The 21,992-nt window shown below is 51.1% G+C and carries 20 protein-coding genes and 3 pseudogenes; 3 read left to right on the top strand and 20 right to left on the bottom strand.

From position 1 onward, the window contains the following. The first annotated feature begins 214 nt into the window (after positions 1-214). Positions 215-1,240: a CdaR family transcriptional regulator gene (locus HYD27_RS09120; protein WP_219213946.1), complete on the top strand. Its 1,026-nt coding sequence runs from the start codon at positions 215-217 to the stop codon at positions 1,238-1,240. Between the two features lie 48 nt (positions 1,241-1,288). Here the strand turns inward: HYD27_RS09120 and HYD27_RS09115 are convergent, their stop codons facing one another. The 18 genes and pseudogenes from HYD27_RS09115 to HYD27_RS09030 all read right to left on the bottom strand — a co-directional run. Then, on the bottom strand, positions 1,289-2,437 hold the full coding sequence (locus HYD27_RS09115) for a glycerate kinase family protein (protein ID WP_219213944.1): 1,149 nt from the start codon (positions 2,435-2,437) through the stop codon (positions 1,289-1,291). A gap of 35 nt (positions 2,438-2,472) precedes the next feature. Continuing rightward, positions 2,473-3,768 carry a GntP family permease gene (locus tag HYD27_RS09110; protein ID WP_219213942.1) on the bottom strand — a complete coding sequence of 432 codons (1,296 nt, stop codon included), beginning with the start codon at positions 3,766-3,768 and terminating at the stop codon, positions 2,473-2,475. Between the two features lie 164 nt (positions 3,769-3,932). Beyond that, complete coding sequence (locus HYD27_RS09105) at positions 3,933-4,400, bottom strand: hypothetical protein (RefSeq protein ID WP_219213938.1); 468 nt, start codon at positions 4,398-4,400, stop codon at positions 3,933-3,935. Positions 4,401-4,608: 208 nt separating this feature from the next. Continuing rightward, positions 4,609-6,774 carry a Tex family protein gene (locus HYD27_RS09100; protein ID WP_219214027.1) on the bottom strand — a complete coding sequence of 722 codons (2,166 nt, stop codon included), beginning with the start codon at positions 6,772-6,774 and terminating at the stop codon, positions 4,609-4,611. A 150-nt stretch (positions 6,775-6,924) separates the two neighbouring features. Next, a complete protein-coding gene (locus HYD27_RS09095; protein WP_375373904.1) occupies positions 6,925-8,139 on the bottom strand; it encodes an MFS transporter in 1,215 nt (404 codons plus the stop codon). Positions 8,140-8,289: 150 nt separating this feature from the next. Continuing rightward, on the bottom strand, positions 8,290-8,847 hold the full coding sequence (locus HYD27_RS09090; RefSeq protein WP_219213932.1) for a TetR/AcrR family transcriptional regulator: 558 nt from the start codon (positions 8,845-8,847) through the stop codon (positions 8,290-8,292). A gap of 210 nt (positions 8,848-9,057) precedes the next feature. Further along, positions 9,058-9,408: a type II toxin-antitoxin system PemK/MazF family toxin gene (locus tag HYD27_RS09085; RefSeq protein ID WP_019913013.1), complete on the bottom strand. Its 351-nt coding sequence runs from the start codon at positions 9,406-9,408 to the stop codon at positions 9,058-9,060. 3 nt (positions 9,409-9,411) lie between these two features. Next, on the bottom strand, positions 9,412-9,693 hold the full coding sequence (locus tag HYD27_RS09080) for a CopG family ribbon-helix-helix protein (RefSeq protein ID WP_025708964.1): 282 nt from the start codon (positions 9,691-9,693) through the stop codon (positions 9,412-9,414). Positions 9,694-9,905: 212 nt separating this feature from the next. Continuing rightward, complete coding sequence (gene alr, locus HYD27_RS09075) at positions 9,906-11,087, bottom strand: alanine racemase (protein WP_219213928.1); 1,182 nt, start codon at positions 11,085-11,087, stop codon at positions 9,906-9,908. A gap of 225 nt (positions 11,088-11,312) precedes the next feature. Next, positions 11,313-12,398: a LolA family protein gene (locus HYD27_RS09070; protein WP_219213925.1), complete on the bottom strand. Its 1,086-nt coding sequence runs from the start codon at positions 12,396-12,398 to the stop codon at positions 11,313-11,315. Positions 12,399-12,661: 263 nt separating this feature from the next. Further along, the gene (locus tag HYD27_RS09065; RefSeq protein ID WP_219213921.1) at positions 12,662-13,384 is read right to left on the bottom strand and encodes an ABC transporter ATP-binding protein; all 723 of its coding nucleotides are present in this window, start codon (positions 13,382-13,384) and stop codon (positions 12,662-12,664) included. A 57-nt stretch (positions 13,385-13,441) separates the two neighbouring features. Beyond that, positions 13,442-14,989, bottom strand: coding sequence for an ABC transporter permease (locus HYD27_RS09060; protein WP_219213919.1), 1,548 nt, complete (start codon positions 14,987-14,989; stop codon positions 13,442-13,444). A gap of 54 nt (positions 14,990-15,043) precedes the next feature. Beyond that, on the bottom strand, positions 15,044-15,328 hold the full coding sequence (locus HYD27_RS09055; protein ID WP_219213917.1) for a DUF1648 domain-containing protein: 285 nt from the start codon (positions 15,326-15,328) through the stop codon (positions 15,044-15,046). 2 nt (positions 15,329-15,330) lie between these two features. After that, positions 15,331-16,983, bottom strand: a complete 1,653-nt coding sequence (locus HYD27_RS09050; RefSeq protein ID WP_219213913.1) for an ABC transporter ATP-binding protein — start codon at positions 16,981-16,983, stop codon at positions 15,331-15,333. 99 nt (positions 16,984-17,082) lie between these two features. Beyond that, on the bottom strand, positions 17,083-17,226 hold the full coding sequence (locus tag HYD27_RS09045) for a hypothetical protein (RefSeq protein WP_219213910.1): 144 nt from the start codon (positions 17,224-17,226) through the stop codon (positions 17,083-17,085). Positions 17,227-17,300: 74 nt separating this feature from the next. Continuing rightward, positions 17,301-18,368: a radical SAM/SPASM domain-containing protein gene (locus HYD27_RS09040; protein ID WP_219213906.1), complete on the bottom strand. Its 1,068-nt coding sequence runs from the start codon at positions 18,366-18,368 to the stop codon at positions 17,301-17,303. Between the two features lie 156 nt (positions 18,369-18,524). Continuing rightward, complete coding sequence (locus HYD27_RS09035; protein ID WP_219213903.1) at positions 18,525-19,256, bottom strand: PqqD family peptide modification chaperone; 732 nt, start codon at positions 19,254-19,256, stop codon at positions 18,525-18,527. A gap of 332 nt (positions 19,257-19,588) precedes the next feature. After that, positions 19,589-19,747: pseudogene (locus HYD27_RS09030) on the bottom strand (MFS transporter); the annotation flags it as partial. Between the two features lie 2 nt (positions 19,748-19,749). On the opposite strand from HYD27_RS09030, the pseudogene HYD27_RS09025 reads away from it, so the two are divergent. After that, positions 19,750-19,995 (top strand): annotated as a pseudogene (locus HYD27_RS09025) (TetR-like C-terminal domain-containing protein); the annotation flags it as partial. Here the strand turns inward: HYD27_RS09025 and HYD27_RS09020 are convergent. Continuing rightward, entirely contained in the window at positions 19,969-20,148 is a 180-nt protein-coding gene (locus HYD27_RS09020; RefSeq protein ID WP_219213899.1) for an aspartyl-phosphate phosphatase Spo0E family protein, read from the bottom strand. The pseudogene HYD27_RS09025 and the gene HYD27_RS09020 sit on opposite strands and share 27 nt — an antisense overlap. Before the next feature lie 224 nt (positions 20,149-20,372). Further along, positions 20,373-20,627 (bottom strand): annotated as a pseudogene (locus tag HYD27_RS09015) (O-methyltransferase); the annotation flags it as partial. 223 nt (positions 20,628-20,850) lie between these two features. On the opposite strand from HYD27_RS09015, the gene HYD27_RS09010 reads away from it, so the two are divergent. Further along, positions 20,851-21,975: a stalk domain-containing protein gene (locus HYD27_RS09010; protein ID WP_219213896.1), complete on the top strand. Its 1,125-nt coding sequence runs from the start codon at positions 20,851-20,853 to the stop codon at positions 21,973-21,975. Positions 21,976-21,992 lie beyond the last annotated feature (17 nt).

Genomic DNA, 21,992 nt, shown 5'->3' with positions numbered 1-21,992 from the left:
CCTCCTCATGCTTCCCCTTTCTAATTCTGACGCTGCGCAGCTGGATAAGGTTGCAGAGCGAAGGGAAGGCCTTGAATGACAAGTCCCGCTGACAACGGCGGGAGAATCCGCTATACTTTTGTTCAGTTGCACAAACCGCAGAACGGGGCTGTATGGTCCGTTACGACGGACATGCTTAACCTTATTTACCCATTTAACGAAGGAGGATCTTGATTTGTTCCAGCTATCCGAGAGTCAGGCCCAGGAGATCGTGGATAAAATGATGACAGACATCCCCTATAATATTAACATCATGAATGCAGACGGCATTATTATCGGCAGCGGCCGGAGGGAACGGGTCGGCACGGTCCATCAGGGAGCAGTCAAGGCGCTGTCCACCGGCAAAATGGTTGAGGTCTGGGAGGACAGCCGCTTTGAGAAAAAAGGCACCAACGAGCCGATAGTCATCGGCCATACGCGCGTCGGCGTCATCGGGATTTCCGGGAATCCGGACGAGGTCCGCCCCTTTTGCAATATTGTCAGAACCACCGTCTCCCTGCTTATCGAGCAGCGCATTAGCCTGGAGACACTGGCCCATGAAGCGAATCGCAAAAAAGCCTTCCTGGAGCTGCTGCTGAACCATCAGGGGACATACTCCCAAAAGCTGAGGAAAGAAGCGGCGGCGTATCAAATCGACCTGCTCCTGAAAACCGTCGTACTGTACATCAAGCATTACAGTGCCGGGAAGAAGCCGGGCAAGCTGCTGCTGCACTACCCAAGCTTTGCCATTGATGAGGACACTCAGCTGCTGGTCTTGCAGAATTCAGCCGACCCCGGACCGCTGATCCGCCAGCTTCTTCAGGACCAGCCCCGGGTGCTGATCGCAGCCGGCAAGCAGGAAGCGAACATTGCGGAAAGCTACCGGCAGGCCAAATCGGCGATGAATGTTCTGCTGGCGCTGAGGCCGGCTTCACAGGTTATCGCTTTTGCAGATGCCGAATTTCTGGTGAAGCTGAGCCACGCCACGCTGTCACCGGTGAACACCGCCGCCAAGCTGGAGGACGCTGCCGATATGACGGAGACGCTTAGAAGCTTCATTAACCATAACTGCAGCGTCTCCCACACAGCCGAAGCGCTCAATATACACCGCAATACACTGCAATACCGCTTGAAACGGATTCAGGCCCTGACCGGCAAAGACCCGCGCAATCTGCTGCAGCTGTTCGAGCTGACACAAGGCCTGCTTGCGCTTTATAAGTAGCACATCAGGCGGCCCTGAAGAAAACTCTCCAGGGCCGCCGCTTTTACACTATTCGCTTATCTTCAGGATTCTGGCAATATTCTCACAGGTCCGCTCAACATTCTGCGGCCCCTCGGCCAGCAGCTTCTCGAGTTCAGAGGCTCCGGGAACGATGCCGAAGATGGCTGTGAAGCCTTCCTCATACAGGGCATCAATCCCCTCTCCGAGATAACCGGCGATGGCGATAACCTTTGATCCGCCGGCCTTGGCAGCACGGGCGACACCGTAGGGCGCCTTCCCGAACTTCGTCTGGAAGTCGATCCCGCCTTCGCCTGTGAAGACGACATCGGCGCCGGCGAGCTTTTCCTTCAAACCGGTATATTCTATTACAATCTCAATGCCCTTCTGCAGCACAGCCCGGGTAAAGATCAGCAGTCCCGCCCCCAATCCTCCGGCAGCACCCGCACCGGGCAGATCCCGAACATCCTTGTGCAGCTGCCGCTTCACAATCCCGGCATAATGGGCCAGATTGGCGTCCAGCGCCTGCACCATCTCCGGGGTAGCTCCCTTTTGCGGGCCGAACACCCGGGAAGCGCCGTGCTCACCGCACAGCGGGTTCGTCACATCGCAGGCGACAATCAATTGAACATGCCGGAGCCGCTCGTCCAGCTCCGTAATATCTATGCTTGCCAGGCTGCCCAGGCTGCCGCCGCCGCGGGGAAGCACCGCTCCTGCCTCATCCAGAAATTGGGCCCCAAGCGCCTCTGCCATGCCCGCACCGCCGTCATTCGTCGCACTGCCTCCGATACCGATAATAATCCTGCGGATGCCCCTGTCCAGGCACTCACGGATCAATTCGCCGGTACCGTAGGTGGTTGTAATCAGGGGGTTCCGGGTTTCCCGGGTTACCAGATGGATACCGCTTGCGGAGGCCATCTCAATCGCCGCCGTCTGCCCGCCGCCAAGTATGCCGTATTGGGCTGTAACCCTTTGCCCGAGCGGTCCGGTCACCTCTTTGTAATGAAGCTCCCCGCCCGAGGCATCAACCAGTGACTGGACGGTTCCTTCCCCGCCGTCCGCCATCGGCACATGAATATAATTAGCTGCCGGATAGACTTTCCGCAAGCCCTTTTCCATGGCAATGCAGACTTCTTTGGCGCTCATGCTCTGTTTGAAGGAATCCGGTGCCAGTACAAATGTTTTCTCTTTCTCTCTCATATCCTCACCCCATATCCAATATTTAGAAGCTGCAGCTAGAACAAAAATCCATATATGATCGTCGCCGCAATGGTCATCGTCCCGCCTACAACCGCTTCATAGGGGATCAGCCCCATCCGCTGCTTAATCGACATTTTCATGCTGTCGGCCGTGACATGGAAGTAATTCCCCTGCGGCAAGGAGTCGATGACCGTAGCCCCGGTATGCACCATTACCGCTGCGGCAAGGGGCGCCGTTCCCATATCCAGAACCGCTTGCCCGAATGAGCCTGTCGCCAGAATTACGCCTGTCGAGGTGGAGCCTGTAGCCGCCGCCATCAGAATACCGGAAATCGGTGCCAGGAAGGTTCCCGAAATCCCCGCCGCCTCAATCAGGCCCACAATCTGGACGGATAGGTCAGAAGCGGCGATCAGTCCGGCAATTCCGCCGGCCCCGATCAGAATCAGCACCGTGGCAGTCATTTTATTCAGACCGGACGAAGTAAATTCCAGAATTTTGCTGCCCTGGCCCATGGCCAGGAGGCCAATAATCCCGGCAATCGGCAGAATGTACAGCGCATCCACCTTGATCTTGGACAGCACCTCTACGCCGGTGAGCGAACCGATCGGATTGATCATCAGCAGGATGACCGCAACGAGGGGGGCCACGATGGCCTTGCCCAGCGGCGGATATTTGGAAGCATCGATTTCATTGTACACTGCATCCCCGTCAAGCACTTTTACACCTTTATTTTTCAGCAGAGAGGCTATAATAACGGTTACAATTAATCCGCATACTGCCGGAATGAAGCCGGCCAGCATCACATTGCTCAGATCAAGCTCGAACCCCCGCGCTGCGGCGATGGTATTGGGATTGGGCGAGATGATATTCCCCGCCTTCCCGCCGCCGGAGAGTGCGAGCAGCAGCGCCACTTTGGAGATTCCCATTTTATTGCCTACAGATAAAGCAATCGGCGCCACTATCAGTACAGCTACGGGTATGAATACCCCTACGGCTGTAATAATCATCGTTGCCAGCGCCAGTGCAAGAATGGCCTTGCTGCCGCCAAACTTTTTCACGATTGCCTGGGCTATCGTCTCGGCTGCCCCCGACTCCATCATCACCCCTGCCAGCACCCCGGCGGCAAGCACGCGCAGGACTGTTCCCATGACACTTTGCGTACCGCTTACAAGTACACTCACCGTCTGTTCCAGATTGGCACCGCCAATCAGCGCACCCACGATGGCCCCGAGAAATAATGCATAGACCGGATTCAGCTTTCTCAGGATCAGAATGATCGCGATTGCCAGTCCCGCCAGCGCCCCGTACCAACCTATTGTTAACCCTTCCATTGTACAGCCTCCCATAGCTCTTGTTGAACACGCTTTCAGTATAACGGCTGCCTTACATAAAAGAATATTGATGATCGGACGAAATGTATTGTGCAGTTGACCAAAAGAAAAACACCCGCTTGTACAGCCCCAGGCTGGATTTACGGGTGGTTCAATACCGCGGTTTAGGGCCTGGAGCGCGTGAAATGGCGCCGCCGGACACCTTGCTGCCCAAGCTCCATGCCATATCTGATTTCTTCGCTTTCTGTGCAAAAACCGGCAGAGTGATACAGAGCCAGGGCAGCATGGCTGCTGACGACATCCAAGCTCCGGATGGGCATTAGCACATGGCCTGCTCCGGGCGGAATCAGAGGCACTTTTACCTCTGATTCCTGCACATGGCCTGCTCCGGGCGGAATCAGAGGCACTTTTACCTCTGATTTCTGCACATGGCCTGCTGAGGGCGGAATCAGAGGCACTTTTACCTCTGATTCCTGCACATGGCCTGCTCCGGGCGGAATCAGAGGCACTTTTACCTCTGATTTCTGCACATGGCCTGCTGAGGGCGGAATCAGAGGCACTTTTACCTCTGATTCCTGCACATGGCCTGCTCCGGGCGGAATCAGAGGCACTTTTACCTCTGATTCCTGCACATGGCCTGCTCCGGGCGAATTTAGAGGCAAAGATAGTTTGTTGTGGACAAGTGGAAACGGCTAAGCCGTCCTTATTAAGGACGGTATCCGTTTCAGCGAGCAAGATAAGGCTAATTTTTAGCGTGAAACATATAAATTCTTATCTTTCCAAAAAGCCCTCTGCCCGGTAACCCAGGTCAGAGGGCTTACATACTCCGCGCTTCCGGCATTATCCGCGCGGCGGACGCATGGTCAGGCTGACCCGGCCTTTCTTCAGGTCGACGCCCATCACCCATACGGTGACGTTGTCTCCCACGGAGACCACATCCATCGGATGCTTCACGTAGCTGCCGCTGAGCTGGGAAATATGCACCAGCCCGTCGTTCTTGATGCCGATATCGACGAAGGCGCCGAAATCGATCACGTTGCGCACGGTTCCCTGCATCTCCATGCCGGGAACCAGGTCTTCGATCTTCAGCACATCGGTGCGGAAGATCGGCAGCGGCAGTTCCTCGCGCGGATCGCGGCCCGGACGCTGCAGGCTCTCGAGGATGTCGCGCAGCGTAGGCACGCCAACTTCCAGCTTCACAGCCAGCTCTGCGGCGTCCTGGGCTTCAAGCTGCGAGGCAACCTCCTTGCTGCCGAGCGAGGCCACATCCAGCCCCAGCTCCCGGAACAGGCGGTCGACGACCGGATAAGACTCGGGATGGATCGGCGTCCGGTCCAGCGTGTTGTCTCCGCCGGGAATTCGCAGGAAGCCGATGCACTGCTCGTAGGATTTGGCACCAAGACGCGGCACTTTCTGCAGCTGCTTGCGCGTGGTGAACTTGCCGTTCTCCTCGCGGAACTTCACAATATTCTTCGCAATGGTCGCATTGACTCCGGCGACATAGGACAGCAGCGAAGCGGAAGCCGTATTGACATCGACACCGACATGGTTAACCGCCGATTCGACGACGCCCTTAAGACTTTCCTCCAGATGCTTCTGGGATACGTCATGCTGGTACTGCCCGACACCGATCGCCTTCGGGTCGATCTTCACCAGCTCCGCGAGCGGGTCCTGCACGCGGCGGGCGATGGAGGCGGCGCTGCGCTCCGCCACATCCAGGTCCGGGAACTCCTCCTGCGCGAGCTTGGAGGCGGAATACACACTGGCTCCGGCCTCATTGACAATGAGGTACGCCAGCCCCGGCTCGCCGATCTCTGCGATCACCTCGGCGGTGAACTGCTCCGTCTCCCGCGAGCCGGTGCCGTTGCCGATTACAATGAGCTGGATGCCATATTTGGCAATCAGCTCTTTGAACTTCGCCGCCGCCTCTTTCTTCTTGTTGTTCGGCGGCGTCGGATAAGTGACCGCTACCTCCAGCAGCTTGCCGGTATCGTCCACCACGGCCAGCTTGCAGCCGGTGCGGTAAGCCGGGTCGACGCCGAGAACGCTCCGTCCCTTGACCGGCGGCTGCAGCAGCAGGCTGCGCAGATTTCCGGAGAAGATGGAAATCGCTTGCGTTTCCCCCTTTTCCGTCATCTCCCCGCGCACCTCGCGCTCCACGGAAGGCGCGATCAGCCGCTTGTAGGCATCCTCGGTCACCGCTTCCAGCAGTTCCCTGACCGGAGACGGCCCCTTGATCAGCTTCCGCGAGATAAAAGCATGAATCTTGTCGGCAGTCACCTCTATGCCGACCTTCAGCACATTCTCCCGTTCGCCGCGGTTAATGGCGAGAATGCGGTGCGGCGGCATTTTATGTACCGGTTCACGGTAATTATAATAGTTCTCGTAGACGCTCTCCTGCTCCGCATCCCTCGCTTCCGAGACCAGCACGCCCTGGCTGGCAGTATACTGGCGGACCCAGGAGCGGATGGCCGGATCATCGGCAATATTCTCGGCAATGATATCCATCGCGCCCTGAAGCGCCAGCTCTGCGCTTTCCACGCCTTTACCGGAATCGATATACTTCACGGCTTCCTCAAGCGGATCGCCCTGGCGGCGCTGCTCCAGCACCCAATCCGCGAGCGGCTCCAGCCCCTTCTCCTTGGCGGCGCTGGCACGCGTCTTGCGTTTCTGGCGGTACGGACGGTAGAGATCCTCTACCTCCTGCAGCTTGACCGCCTTCAGAATCTGCTCCTGCAGCTCCTCCGTCAGCTTGCCCTGCTCCTCAATGCTGCGGAGCACATCCTTTTTGCGGTCCCCCAGATTGCGCAGATAGCCCAGCCGCTCTTCTATATCGCGCAGCGCATTCTCGTCCAGCTCACCGGTCATTTCCTTGCGGTAGCGGGCAATGAAGGGAATTGTGTTCCCTTCATCAAGCAGACCCGCCGTTGTCCGCACCTGCTTCAGACTAATGCCCAGCTCCCTGGCAATCGCCTGTGTGATCGTCTCCTGCTCCTGCCGGGCCAGCGCCTCTTCAGCCGCTTTGGCCGGAATATTCGTATCTGCTGTCAATGAAATCCCTCTTTCCGTACACGATCTGTGTTCATATCAACCCTACCCTAAAATAGTATCACAGATTGGCTTGCCGCCAAAATCCGCAGAAAACGCAGCCGCTCATCATTTTACCTGCAGACCGGGACGGCCCATCCGCTTTCTTGAGGCAAGCGACAGCAGGAAGCACAGGACAAGTACAAGGGAAGCCACGGCATACGGAAAGTTAATATCCAGGTCAAACAGGACGCCGGCAACAACCGGTCCGGCAATATTGCCGAGACTGGTATACGCCGAGTTCATGCCCATCACGAAGCCCTGCTGTGATTCCACGGCCATTTTGGAGAGCTGGGTGCCGACAGCAGGACGCAGAATATCCATGGCGAGAAACACAATAAAGGTGACAGTGACTATCGCCCAATAGCCCTGCACAAGCAAGGTCAGGAAAATGAACAGTCCCGCGGCAAGCAGCGAGGCCGAAATGACCTTATTTTCTCCAAAACGCTTCAGAATCCAGCTGAAAGCCGTAACCTGAATCACCGCTCCCGAAATCGAGCCAAAGGTCAGCACAAAGGCAATATCCTTGGGTGTGAATCCAAACTTATGGTCCACAAACAACCCGAATACCGTTTCATAATTGGCCAGTCCAAAGGACAGCACAAATACAATCAGCAGACCGAAGAAATAAGGCTCCCGGTAAGAACGCACCAATTGGGCGATAAGACTGTCTTTATTTCCCTGAATGGACTTGGCATTGGCAAGCTGGGCGGTTGAACGCGATTCAGGCAATACGGCAGCGGTCACCACGGCTACCAGTGCCGCAGCCCCGGCAGCAGCGAAGAATGGAACACGAATGCCAAGCTCAGCCAGATAGCCGCCAAGCCCCGGTCCGATGATAAAGCCGGTGGTAATGGCCGCATTGATCAGCCCCATGCCTTTAGCCCGTTCCTCCATGGAGGTGGTATCCGCCACATACGCCATGACCGCAGGCATAATCATCGCCGCTCCGGCCCCTCCCAGCATTCTCGCCGCGAACAACAGCCAGCTTGACTGGGCGAGGCCGAATAACAGCTCCGACAGCGCAAATACAACCAGCCCGATGACGATGATTTTTTTCCGGCCCATCCTGTCGGACAGCCCGCCCGCAAAGGGTGAAAGGAGCAGCTGGGTCAGAGAGAAGGCCGCCACCAGCAGCCCGACGACACTGCCTCCGATCTGCAGCTCATTCATGTAAGTAGGCATAATCGGGACAACCAGTCCGATCCCTGTAAACGCCAGAAATATATTCAGCATAAGGAGCAGCATAGCGCCCCGGTTTCTAAGCAATAATGTCATTTTAATAACCTCCGTAATTCCAGAACCCGGTCTTCTTTGATATTCCCTTAATTAAATATATAAAAAGCCAATAAGACCGACCATCCGGTCTAATTATACGCAGTATGAAGCTATCCGGCAGGGGGAAATGGAAGCTCGTAGTTCCCTCCCATAACCCTACCGGGCACGGATTCCCTGCAGCAGCAGCCCTATCGCTTCACGGTAATATTGCATGATGTCCTCCGGAGATTTGGCGGACGCCATAATTTCGCTGACTCTGCTGACACCTTCGAGAAGGCCGCTCACAACGATGACATAATGGTCCAGATCGCCCCTGATCAGATATCCGGAGCCCATTCCTTCCTGCAGAAGATCGCGGCAGGCTTCGGACGCAGATTCGTAGAGCTTCGCAAGACGCTCATGAACCTCAGCGGAATGGGGCCGGGAACGGGCATATTCCTCAAGTGCCCGGATCAGCGGATTCTGGAAATCATTCGCATAATGCTCGCCCAATGCATAGAAGCGCTCCTCAACACCGCTGATGCTGCTTCTCTTCTCTGCCCACTGCAAAAGCCACTGCTCCGTATCGTCCTCCACCACGTACAGAAAAAGCTCATCCTTGCTGGGAAAATGGTGATACAGGCTCCCTTTGCTGACCTTGGCCGCCGAACAGACCTCATTCATGGTTACAGCAGCGTATCCTTTTTGAACAAACAGCTGTGAGGCCGTCTGCACAATCCGTTTCTTCGTCTCTTCTCCGCCAGAACGTCCTTTAATCCTGACCGCCTCCTTCTAAACCGACCGTCCGGTCTAATTGTAGCACAGAAGCTTCTCATAGTGAAGGCATTACCCGCTGAACTAAATGCCTGTATAATCAAAGAGGCACACCGGGATATCCCGAGTGCGCCTCTTAATGCATTATAGGTGATCTATGGTCAGCCTGATTCAAAAATCAATCAGTCCCAGGCTGATTTGCAGCGAATCATCCACCAGCTTCATCGTTTCGTCGTCCAGGTGGGTGATCTTATCGGTTAAGCGTTGTTTGTCAATTGTCCGAACCTGTTCCAGCAGAATCACTGAATCCCGGTCAAACCCGTGAGCAGCCGCATCAATTTCCACATGCGTCGGCAGCTTTGCCTTCTGGATCTGGGCAGTGATGGCCGCCACAATGACTGTCGGGCTGAAGCGATTGCCAATGTCGTTCTGAATGACCAGTACCGGCCGTACTCCGCCTTGTTCTGAACCCACCACCGGCGAAAGGTCGGCAAAAAAAACGTCGCCGCGTTTAACGATCAATATCTACACCCCGCTTACTAAGCGGCCAAGAGTACTGTCTGCATCTTCCTCCGCGAGAAACGCCTCGCATGCCATGGTCAAATTGATTTTAGCCATTTCCATATAGCCACGCTGCATCGAATCGCGGATGGTCCGTTTCCTCCGTTCGCTTAGATACAGCTTCATGGCCTGCCTGATCAATTCACTCCGGTTGGAGTTCTCCAATTGGACGATTCCATCCACTTCCTGCAAGAGATGATCGGGCAAGCTGATCATGATCCTTTTGGTGTTCTGCAAATTGGCCACCTTCTCTTCCACCCCCACAAACCTTCTGCCCTTGTGTTCCAGTGTTACAATATACAAGGAATTTTATACAAGGAATATATGCCGCCAGTATATCAAGTATGCTGCATTCCATTATAAACTAGAAACGGCGGTTCGTATAGACCATAAGTCATGCTGGCCGACACGGCATTTTCCTTCAATTGCGTTCCTGCATCAGTTACACGGTCAGGATATTAGGTCTGCAGCAAGGGGTTCACCAGGTTCGGAGCAGTGCCTTCGCGTACATACACACGCGGCACCCGGTGGGCCAGCATACAGATTACCTCGTAGTGAATCGTTCCAAGATGGAGTGCCAGTTCATCTGCCGTGATAGACACGGCGCCCTGGCGGCCGATGAGTACAACCTCTTCGCCAGCTTTGATTTGTTCCGCTTCTTCAGCGAAAGATTTGAGCGTTACCATACACTGGTCCATGCAGATCGTTCCGACGACAGGAACGCGGCGTCCGCGTATTAGCACCTCCGCTTTGCCGGTTAGCATGCGGGAATATCCGTCAGCGTACCCTACAGGAAGCGTCGCAATGATCTCTTCGCTGTCTGTAAAGTACCGGGTGCCGTAGCTGATGCCCCAATCGGGCGGCAGGGTTTTGACATAAACCGCCTGCGTCTTCAGCGTCATTACCGGGTGTAAAGCCACCAGCTCGCGGTTCACCTCTGCCGAGGGATAGAAACCGTACAAGCTTATGCCTACACGCACCATGTTACTGGATAGAAGAGGTGTATCAATGGCCGTAGCGCTATTGCCCGTATGTATGATCGGGATGTGGATGTTTCTGTCCCGAAGCGTTTCGGCCACGCTCATGAACCGTCGGTGCTGCATCAGTGTATAGCTTTTGTCTTTTTCGTCTGCTTTGGCAAAATGTGTGAACATGCCCTCCAGCTCCGCCTGCGCTACGGAATGCACTCCAGCGATGAAATCGGGTGCGTCGGCTGGCAAAAGCCCCAGCCTGCCCATCCCGCTGTCAATCTTGATGTGCACCCTCAGCCGGTGCCCCGGATCTACCGGAAGCTGTCTTACCGCCTCCAGCACCTCCGGTGTGAACAGTGTTACGGTTACATGGTTCTTCCAGGCAACGGCTATCCCTTCAGGAGAGGTGTAGCCCAGCACCAGAATAGGAATTAGTATTCCCGCCTGACGCAACTCCAATGCCTCATCCAGAAAAGCAACGCTCACATAATCCGCTCCGAGTCGTTCCAGCTCCCGAGTCACTTCCACGGCCCCATGGCCGTACGCATTTCCTTTGACGCATCCCATAAACTTGGTTTCCGCAGGCAGAGCCTTGCGGAAGGCCTCGTAATTGGCACGCAGATCATCGAGATTAATCTCGGCTACTGTAGGTCGATAGCTTGCTTGCACTTCAGGGTCACCTTCTAATCGTAGTAGTAAAACATCTCTTCAGCATTCATTGATTTCAGTCTTACTGTCAATGGTAATGCTAATGGAAGGCGGCTGTCAATGTAAGCAAAGGGCTATCTTTTGGCAGAATTTCCATAGGTCTGTCATCACCCGTAAATTTGAAAAAAGCGGACACCGCATGTAGAGGAAAGACTTCCACAATACGCAGTATCCGCCTACTGATATTTACTTACCCGATTGTTCCTCCATAGAAGCGGCAATCTGCATCATTTCGCTCACAGGAAGATTTGCGCTGGTGATCCGGTATTCCACGCCATCGCTCATCCAGGTTAATGTCTGCTGTTCGTCGCCGCTGAGAAGGCCCACTGTGAAGCCAAGATCAATCACACTGCCCGGTGCCAGCGAGACGGCACGGTCCAGCGGACGGGATTCCATAATCGTGTACTGGTAGGTTCCGTCGTAACGGAGGAGCACGGAATGATCCTTGCTGTCCTCAATTTTGTTGGAGTCTTTAAGCTGCACACCGGCAGGAATATATCCCGGTTCGATAATTCCGAAGTCCCCCAGCTCGGCAGCCGCCGGCTGCTCTGCCTGCTCGCTGTTGTCTTGTGAAATGACCGGATTGCCGTTCTCATCGACTTCCGCCACCGTGCTTTCGGATGCATTGCCGGCAGTCATATTCTTTTGCATATCAAAAGAATCCTTGGTAAAGTCCGGATCGAATTTGAAGCTGTCGAACTTCACGTTCACCACAACCTTGGCTTCTGAATCGGAGACCTGCACCTGCTTCGGCTCATAGGTCTTCTTGGCGAGCCAGATTTTCTGGCGGACCAGCGCGCTGCTCTGATAATTCGCCGCTACCTCGAACACGTAGTTGTCTCCGTCCTCCGCAAACTGGCGGTTGTTGTCGGAGACAATCCCCCGGACCAGCGTCTGGTACAGGTAGACCTGGCCTTGATTGTCCGGCCAGTCGCTTTGGAAGCGGAAGCTTTTGCCGAGGCTTGGCGTCAGCACGAATACGCCCTCATCATTGCGCAGCACGATTTGCGTAACGTCCTTCTGGACGTTCGACAGGCTGATCCGGTAGTAGGAAGGATTCTTGTACCATACCTCCACCTTATACTCCTGCGGCTGCTCGCCGGTGTACAGCGTCATCGTGCCCGACCCCTGGTAAGCCCCCTGCTTGCTCTCCAGCTTGTCAGACACATTGTTCAAATCCTTGACCACGGAAGCGGCGTCCTTCTTCCCGCATCCCGCGAGCACCAGGGCCACGCTCATAATGATCGCGAGTACCCATGTTATCCGGCGCATGACATCATCCCCTTAACCTGTTTTGAAAAGCATTGATTAGTACATGTCTATGAGGGACTTGCCTGCAATATGCAGACGGGCATGACAAGCGTGGATAGATCACTGCGCGGTACAGCAGGGAGCACCAAAAGCCCGCGCCTGGTGCGGGCTTGCAATGTTATAGAGGAGGATATAATTAAAACGCTAACCCATGAGCCCGGACCACTCTGCATCGCCACTCCGTCAACAAAGAGCGCCGCTGACCAGGGGAAACCGGGAATCGGTCAACTCCGGGTAATTTCCAGGAACATTTCCTCCAGCGACTCGTTGGAATGAAAGGTCTCCCTCATCTCATCAACAGTCCCGGAGAACAACATTCTTCCCTTGTTCAGCACAGCCACTTTGTCGCACAGATTCTCTGCCACCTCAAGCACATGCGTGGAGAACAGCACGCTGTTCCCTTGCGCGGTATGCTCCTGCATCATTTTCTTCAATTCATAGGTTGCTTTGGGGTCCAGCCCCGTCATCGGCTCATCGAGAATCAGAACCTTCGGACTATGCAGCAAAGCTCCTATAATAGATATTTTCTGCTTCATGCCATGGGAATAAGAGCGGATCTGCTGGTTCAAATGGTCGGTCATCTCAAATCGTTCCGCCAGATCATGGATGATTTTTTTACGCTCCGGTCCCGATACTTCGTAGATATCTGCCATAAAGTTCAAGTACAACATGCCTTTAACCCGCAGAAAAAGATCGTGGTTATCGGGAACAAAGCCGAATTGCTTTTTGGCCTGGAGTGGATGCGTCGCGATATTCCATCCGTTGATGCGGATTTCCCCTTGATCAGGCTTGGCGATACCGGTCAGCATCCGCAATGTGGTGGTTTTGCCCGCACCATTGGGCCCCAGAAACCCGAACAATTCTCCGGGCATAATGCTCAGGCTCAAATTCTCGAGCACATATGATGAATCCTGGTAGCTTTTGAACACATTATCAAATTCGATCATAATATCTCCTTCAAAATTGTAACTGGCGTGAGGATATAATTTCCGTTCGAATCCCTTTCATGAATCAAGCATAGCCTGAACCTTCGCCTCGCCCGTCCTTCTAATCAGCGCATACAGACAGATATTGATTGCACATGATCCCAGCAGACATATCAAGACCGCTGACACGAAGGAAGGGTTATAGAATCTGGAGATTAATACAAGCAGAATAAACATGCCTATAGCAAACAGGGTTCCGCTAAAGATATTCCAGTTATTCTTCACTAACCCGGCCTCACTGTCCCAAAACAGCTTGGGATTATGAATATCCGCCAATACACCCAGCATCGCACCGGACAGTGACGCGGGAATCATCAGCAGTACCGCAGTAATTGAGGCCAGGAGCGGTATTTGCAGCATCGTGAGCGCAACGATCAATAGAATCATAGACGGGACAATCAGTACTGCGGCACTGGCAAGCACCCGGTACATAATCTGCTGCGGATAACCGACAGGAATGTATTTGCTGTTCATTATTCTTGTACCGTCTTTGGAGAATGCGATCGCCGACGAATAATTCTGTCCCACTTGGAGATAGATCACTGCCAGGATCATAAATATTATTCTTCCGTTCAAGCTGTCTGTAATCCCTTCAATGTATGGAAAAACCAACTTGATTGTGCTCCATTGCGAGCCTAACACAACCAGAAGAACCAATGTCCATAATGAATTTTTGAGAATGCAGTTAATCACAAAAACCGGGGTCCGCAGGTAGCTTCTGATCTCATTTCTGATATAGGCGTAAGCCACCTTGATTTTCTCTGAAGCTTCAATCGGTGTCCTGCTTCCCTTCCCGGAGCCTTCATTATTGCCTATAACCCCTTTGAAATACAGCTTTTCTCCCGCAACAGCAAAAAGAAGAAGGGCCACAAGAGATGTACTCGCGATAATCAGCAGATAGACAGGCGACTGATAATGAAAGAAGCTTCGCGAAACTACCCGAAGAGCATCACTGAACCAGTAATCCTTGCGGCTTAACGTACTGAGATTGAATAATCTTCTAATCAGAAAGGGCGTAACTAGTATGACCACTGAAGCTGCAATCTGTACGATCTCCTTGTACTTGCTCAGATTCAGAACACGCATCAGCACAAAGCAAAAGAGAGAAATAACAGCGATAAAAGGGAGCGGCAAAAATATCACAATCATACAGGCGTTCAAATAAAACAGAAAACCAGGCTGATGCTGGATTCCATATAACACGGCTGCAATGCCAATTCCAATGAAAAATACAATGTATTGTCCTGTTAGGACTACAATAAATTTAGAAGCCAGAATATGTATAGGCCTCAGCGGCAATGGAAGCAGCGCCTCAATATCTTTGGAGAAATAGAATAACGTTAAAATATGAATCATTCCAAAAATCAACAAAATGCTGATCAACAGCAGCAGAATTACTAAAAAGAACTGTTCCTCCAATCCCAGCGTATAGACCTGACTGTAAAACTCTTGGAGGTTAGGGCCAAAAACAAAGATCAGCAGAGACAAGGCGGTAACGATCAGCAATCCTATCATCCATATGCTGTTCTTGCGGTCCAGCTTCTCGTAGAATGCATGATTCCTCATCTGTATTCTGACTAAATGCCTTATTTTCTTCATCAATACACCCGATTCTTCTAACTAGATATTCTTAAAAATCAGGAAGGCATCAAGCCCCAAAGCAATGACATTCAGCAAAATAAGTGTAACGGTTGATTTGCGTGTCAGCTTGGTGATGACTGATGCAATAATCTGGATTCCCGGCAAGAGGGCTACAAACCCGGCCTTGGATAGATAGCTGTCTATTTCACCCGACTGCATATGAATTCCCACTTTATCCGGCAGGTGCGGATAAGCGATCACATTGATAATCAGTGTAATCAGTATTAATCCTGCAGTTGCATAAACATCCATATTTTTCCTCATATTCAACTAATCTCCTCCATTTTGATTTCATCCAGATTAATTATATGGTCTGCATGACCGATTATTCCCAAATCGTGGCTCACTATCACAATAGTAGAATATTCTTTTAAATCTGTTACCAGCTCATTGAACAACGTTTTGCCTGCAACATCAATAAACGAAGTAGGCTCATCAAGAATAATGATTTTGGGTCTTCTGTAGAACAGCCTGGCTAACGCAATCCGCTGTGCTTGTCCGCCGGAAACACTGCTGCTGATCTCCCCGATATAGGTATTCAATCCATCCGGCAGTGTCTGAATGAATTCCGCTACTCTGGCTTTGTGGATAGCCTGATTGATCTCATCCAGATCATAGCTTTCATCACCGCAAACAATATTGTCCAGAATAGTACCGCTCATTAAAAACTGATCCTGGGGCTGATACATAATATGGCTTCTTATATCTTCGACCTGTACCTCGCTCAAATCTTGACCGTCAATTTGAATACTTCCGCTGCCCGGATCGAAAAAGCCTGCCAGCAATTTGCACAGCGTGGTCTTTCCTGAACCGTTGCGTCCTGCAATCACAGTTACCGCCTTAGGCTGGATATGGAAGTTCAGCTGACTGAGAGTCAGCTCATCCGCATAACTGTAGCTGAGATTATGCACAATAACTTCTCCTTCTCCCATAATTAACGGAAGATGGCGACGATGACCCGAATCTCTTGTATCATAATTATAGTATTCCAGCACCCGGCCCAAACTAATGGCTATATCCTGGAGCTTGATATAATTGGTGACCATAGAATCTATCCGAGGATACAACATGCCTGTAATCATAAGAAACGCCATCAATGTGCCTACGGTCATTGTACCCTCGATAACTGCCTGACCTCCGACCCATAAAATTAAAAAAACCCATGCATTATTGATGAGTATCGAGGTTGAACTCATTAAATTGGATACAACGGAGGTTCTGACATTGAGCTTTTCCAGATGATCCAACTTCAGGTCTGCATGCTGAGTCATTTTTTTCTGCATATTGATACCTTTCAAAAGATTGAGATTTCTGAAAAACTCAATTACAAAACCCGACAAATCCTGATAGCTCTCCTTCTGGCGCTTATAATATTTCAATACTCTTGTCCGAATTTTCGTAACAACCAACAGCTGGAACAAAAGCAAGCCATAGACTATCACGCTCAGCAAGAGGCTCCATTTCACTAGGACGCTTCCCAAAACCAGCAGAACAATAACATCAATTGGAATGGTTATAAAGGTTATGCCATAAAAACCTACTACAGAATCCACATCATTCAGAACCCGGAAGTTGATATCTCCGCTTTTATTGTTCCGAAAAAAAGCCTCATCATAGCCTTGTAGCTTCTTGATCATTGCTGATTTCATTCTGTTGTTGATCCGGTTCATCGTGCGGGCAATCCAATAATTGGACAGTATGCCGGACACGCATAACGTAATCAGCACAATGAGAGAAAGGACAATAAAATTTAGTAGCTTGTCTGCATTGTCACTGTTGAAAGCATTGTCAATCAAATATCTGGTGAGAAAGGGGGATACGGAATTCACCAAAAAAAAGATCAGGTACATTAAAAATCCGGCCACCAGGAGTTTTATGCTCCCTGTAGAAAATCTTAACAGAAATTTATATTTTTTCACAGAATTATTAGCCCTTCTTGTAGATTTTATAGTATTGTCTAGGGCAGTCAGACGATCTTAATCCTTATGTATGCCTGCCCTAAACAAACTCAAACAATATTATGGAGTAATATCAATTGCAGTCAATACTACGGCAATAATGGCATAAGCAACACCGGCTACTACGGTTTCAGTCCACAGCCAGGTTCCTTGGGTTTCCATATCACCGCCTAATGGAGTCACACTTGGACGAGTATATTCCATCATTTTCACCTCCTCTGCAACTGGATTATTTTATAGAAACAACATAGTATCAATTGCTGATATATATGTTGAAACTAACATGTGATTTCATTCTTTGGTCTGAGGTTGTTAAGATCGTTCAAATCGCTGTCTATCAAATCAATATAGATATCCTTATCCTGCCAGACGGTCGGTATGCCTTCATTCTTTTTGTTCATATCATCAATGCATACAATCGTCTTTGCGATTTCAACAGGAATGGAATTCTGCCAGACACTCCCCAATCCATGATCCCAGTACTCAGTAAAGCTGTGCTTTCTCACATTGCCTACCACCAGCGGTAAATAAGCCGAAACTACGATATCTCCATTGGCCCGGACGTTGCAGTGATTTACACACTCATTAGCTGTAGTGGTGCGGAAGCGGATCAAATGATCTACAGGGTCCCCCCAGTTGATCTCAGGAGCAACCTTATTGCTGTTAATCCGGTTAATTTCCTTCACCAGCTTCCGGTACTCCCACTTGCTCACATTGATGTAATTCTCATTCCCGTCTGCTCTTCCGAGCAGCATCAGAGGCTGCACACGCAGTTCTCCGTCAATGCCAATCTCGCTCAGAATGGAATGCACCTCTTCAATTTCTTCCAGATTGAATGAAGTTGGAGTAAAGGCAACCGAGCACTTCATTTCTAGCTTTTTAACGGTTTTAAGAGCGGATATGACCTTGTCATATACACCCTGTTTGTTTCTCAGCCGGTCATGGGAACTGGGCTTCGCGCCGTCAAGGCTGATCTGGATACGATTGACGCCGCTTTCTTTTAATTGGAGGGCTGTCTTTTCATTCAGCAGCATTCCATTGGTCACCATAGAAATATTGACAACACCTAGCGATTTCAATTCTGCGGAGGCCCTGCAGATCAGGTCTTTCCTCAGCAACGTTTCTCCTCCGCAGAAGCAGAAGTTAAACAGCTCCATCTTGCCGACATCGCGTACAAACTCCATAACCTCATCGTCGGTTAATTCCTCTGTCGAAACGATGTTCTCACCGCTGTTGTTATAGCAGTGGAGGCATCTCAGATTACATTTGTTCGTGATATCAAAAGCAACCTGATGCGGTCCCTTCAATATACTGGCCGTGCTGAACAGAGAGCCGGAAGAATTCATGTTCTCCCCTCCTTATTAGTAGATATAACTGAAGACTTCAATGCTATCGTTCTCCAGCTCATTGGCCAAAAGACCTTCATTGCGGAATTCCAGATTCTTAAGCCTATGGGATATCGCTTCATGCTCAACGTTGTTCAATATGCTCTGATATTTAATTTAGGTTACGTTATTGACGGCAACCTCTTTCAGAATATCCTTGATCATCGATACTGTTCCGTCAAAGAAACGTTCTTCGATCCGGATGACTCCAAATACTGAGGTGGTGGATTTTTTCTGCGTCGGCAGGAGAATGGATACTACGCCTTCCAATTTCTTTTCGGCGTTTTTGACCAAGAAAAACTCCTCTGCATAATTAAACAGCTTATTCCGGTAGGATAGCTCATTGGTATATTCGAGCCAATCCCGTACAGGGTTCAAGTACTCCAGCACATCTGTGTTCACGCTTTCAGGAGAGGATTTAAAAAATTCAATGAGCTGTTTCAAATCCTCTTCCTCAGCCAAATGAACGGTATAACCTGCCTCGAGCTCTCTTACTAAGCTATTCATAAATGGATTCCCCGCTTCTCCCCAATTAAGTAAACCGAATTTGGAATATTCCAATAGTACATTCTTCAAGTCCACGTCAACCTGTGCAGCATTTGCATTTTTGAAGCAGGCGACAACCTCTGAAATAATCTCTCCGGTTGTCCGTTCGCCATTGCAAAACTCCAGAATCTTCAAGGCAGTCGGATTAATTACAATTTCCTTCATTTGAGGCATGCTGTTGGAATGACAGCTCACAAAACCTGATTTCTCATGCCGCAGAAACGAGATTGAACTGTTATTGAAAACAGGCTTTGCAGACTGGTATCTTTCCTCGTCAACGATGCTGGTGTTTTTTAGATACATAAGCTTAGTCCTCTCCGCATAAATATCATGAAATAACTACAAAAGCTACAACCACTGTAAGGTCGATAACATAAGAAACACTGAACAAATATGTAGGATCGTTCAAGCCGCATCCTCATTTACAGCTGCGATATACGGAGTAACGTATTCCACCTGTCTCCCCCCTTCCCATATTCTATAAAATAGTAATTATAGAAATATATTAATACAGTTCATGCTTTATTGTATTTTTTTAGTTATTAATGTCGATATTTTTAATTTTCGCCTTCAAAAGATAATATTTTATTTGAAATACTGGGATCTATTTCCTGCTGAGGATATGATTATAGGTTATCGCTTAGCGGCACCACGAACAGCAGGCCAATGACATAGCCTATCTGGGTAAGCGTCACAATCAGCCCTGCTGCTCCGGAGGAAAGATGAGTAGCTTCACTGATCGGTCCCACCAGGGTTTGGGCATAATACAAGTTGGCTGCGATAAGTCCGCAGGAGACAATCCGATGCAGGCCTTGCGGAGGCTTACCGGACGAGATTTTTTGCACCGCGCCGCCAAGAAGCAAGACAGCTGATGGAGCGCGGAATCACCAGGGGCGAGCTCACCAAGGCTCTCGATGTGAATTGCAGCATTGATCTAGTGTATGGACCGATATTCTACCGGCTGCTGATAACAGGAGACACGCTGAATGGGGAATTTATTGAAAAGCTGGTGTCGCTAGCTTTTGAAGGGGTCAGAGCGTAGTGATTCCTCTCGGGTATATTCATTAATTAAGTCGTCCAGCTTCATGGATTGCTTGATCACCTTCGGATGCAGCAGCCCATAGGTTGTTTCCATCTCATTCAGCTTCCTGCGCTCCGCTTCGATGCGCTTCTGAATGACTTCCAGCTTCTTCATCAACATAACCTCCCTTAGGTATTTTAGAGGGTTATGTGAAATATTAGGCTGTAAGGCAAAAGGCAGCACTGTATGAAAAACCGCTAAAACGCAAGAATATACCTTTCCAGTGGTTGTTTGGAAATGACGCTGAAGCTGCCGGGGAGGCAGTTTCCTTCAGCAGGCTTCACCGCAATATCCCCGCAAGCAAGGACAGCTCATCCATCCTGCTCTGCGGGTTATTGTCATGCAGTGACAATGCCAATCACGAATCCATCGTATCCCTTGCCGCCCACCGTCTGTATTGCAGTTGCCTCTATTCTCGGCTCGGCGGACAGCAGATCGATGAATTGGCGAATGCCTTGGACACGGTCATCCGTACTGCCCGCCTGAATAACCTCACCTTCACGCACCACATTGTCGGCTACAATCACCGCCCCCGGACGGGCCAGCTTCAGCGCCCACTTCAGGTAATGCGGATTGTTCGGCTTATCCGCATCCGGCTAAGCAATAATATTGCCATCTGTACACGCAGCAATGAATCCCTGCCGGCGGCTCTGCAGCAATTTATTGAAATCTGCCGCAGCTTCCCGCCCGGGCTGTAGCATATCTGCACAAACGTAACAGAGCTGTCTTCTTATTGTTAACGGATCGTGTCCCCGGAGCGGGTAAATTACAGTATACTTGAATGGATTGGTACTTTTAGACTCTGGAGGTTATTCTGTGAAAAAATTACTGACCGCTTCCGCCCTCGCCCTGCTCATCGCCGGCTGCGCAGCAGGTCCATCCATAGATTCGATATCCGCCGCTGCGCCGCTCTCGCTGTCGGTAGACGGACAACCCGTTCTCCCTCAGCTTCATCCCTTTTATTCCGGAGGTGTTTTGTATGTTCCGGCAAGAGCCCTGCTGGAATACTATCCAGGTGAGCTGAAGTGGGATAATGTGCACAAGAAGCTGACATTCTCCGATGCCGGTTCCCGGACGGTCCTTTCGCCCGGCAGCTCCGCCATCCTGGTTCAATACACACAGACTGACGGCGGTTATGAAGATAGGCTGGAGGCGGCCGTCATTTTGAAAGAGGGGCATGTGTATTTCCCGGCCAATACGCTGTCTCAGCTGACCGGCGCTGAAACGACGCTGCAGGCCGGAGAGAATACAGTGTCGGTTGAACCGGGCAGTCTCAGCACTACGGTGCGTGTTCCCAAAGAACCGCTTGCGGTGGCCGCCGGCAATTCCAGGGTCAAGCTTTTTACCGCCCTCAAGGACGGAAATACGTATAAAGGGTTTATTCTTGAAGTAGACGGCAAGAAGCACAGCTTCAAATGGGAAGCTCCCAGACTTGCCGCATATCCGCCGGAGCTCTACTATGCAGATATCGACAACGACGGATTGCCGGAAGCCACGGTGGTGTTCACACTGGGCTACGGAACCGGATTGATGCAGCAGGAGGTCCATGCAGTCAAGCCGGAGCAATGGAAGGAGCTTACGGTTCCTGCCGGGGAACAAGCAGCCTCTGCTGCCGTAACCTCCAGCATTTCGCTGGAGCATGACGATGTGCTGCTCCGGCTGGAGCTTGCCGGAAGCTCTCCTTCAAAGATTGCGCTGAGGCTTCCGGGCCGTGCTGCGGATGGCGGCCTGAAGTATTTCGGTACACGGGCAGGAATTGGAGGGGTTACCTATTATACTGTGGCGAATGGCAAGCTGAAGGCGGAGACCAGTGTAAATGTTGGCATGCAGGAAAGCATGGGCACGCTAATGCTGGACTATAAGCCCGGCGGTGCGGGCCTGGTTCTGGACTCGCTCAAATTCGAACCCCATGATACCACTCAGAAGTATGTGGAGAATTAAAAGACCATAGGCACCCG

The organism is Paenibacillus sp. S150 (genome assembly GCF_019352175.1).
Taxonomy (GTDB): Bacteria; Bacillota; Bacilli; order Paenibacillales; family Paenibacillaceae; genus Paenibacillus_AQ.
This window is presented reverse-complemented; position numbering and strand designations above follow the sequence as displayed.

Bases quoted from the DNA above. Each gene is read 5' to 3' on its own strand.
- HYD27_RS09115 (WP_219213944.1), bottom strand. From the start codon at position 2,437: ATGAGAGAGAAAGAGAAAACATTTGTACTGGCACCGGATTCCTTCAAA.
- HYD27_RS09110 (WP_219213942.1), bottom strand. From the start codon at position 3,768: ATGGAAGGGTTAACAATAGGTTGGTACGGGGCGCTGGCGGGACTGGCA.
- HYD27_RS09070 (WP_219213925.1), bottom strand. From the start codon at position 12,398: ATGCGCCGGATAACATGGGTACTCGCGATCATTATGAGCGTGGCCCTG.
- HYD27_RS09065 (WP_219213921.1), bottom strand. From the start codon at position 13,384: ATGATCGAATTTGATAATGTGTTCAAAAGCTACCAGGATTCATCATAT.
- HYD27_RS09060 (WP_219213919.1), bottom strand. From the start codon at position 14,989: ATGAGGAATCATGCATTCTACGAGAAGCTGGACCGCAAGAACAGCATA.
- HYD27_RS09055 (WP_219213917.1), bottom strand. From the start codon at position 15,328: ATGAGGAAAAATATGGATGTTTATGCAACTGCAGGATTAATACTGATT.
- HYD27_RS09045 (WP_219213910.1), bottom strand. From the start codon at position 17,226: ATGGAATATACTCGTCCAAGTGTGACTCCATTAGGCGGTGATATGGAA.
- HYD27_RS09040 (WP_219213906.1), bottom strand. From the start codon at position 18,368: ATGAATTCTTCCGGCTCTCTGTTCAGCACGGCCAGTATATTGAAGGGA.
- HYD27_RS09035 (WP_219213903.1), bottom strand. From the start codon at position 19,256: ATGTATCTAAAAAACACCAGCATCGTTGACGAGGAAAGATACCAGTCT.
- HYD27_RS09020 (WP_219213899.1), bottom strand. From the start codon at position 20,148: ATGAAGAAGCTGGAAGTCATTCAGAAGCGCATCGAAGCGGAGCGCAGG.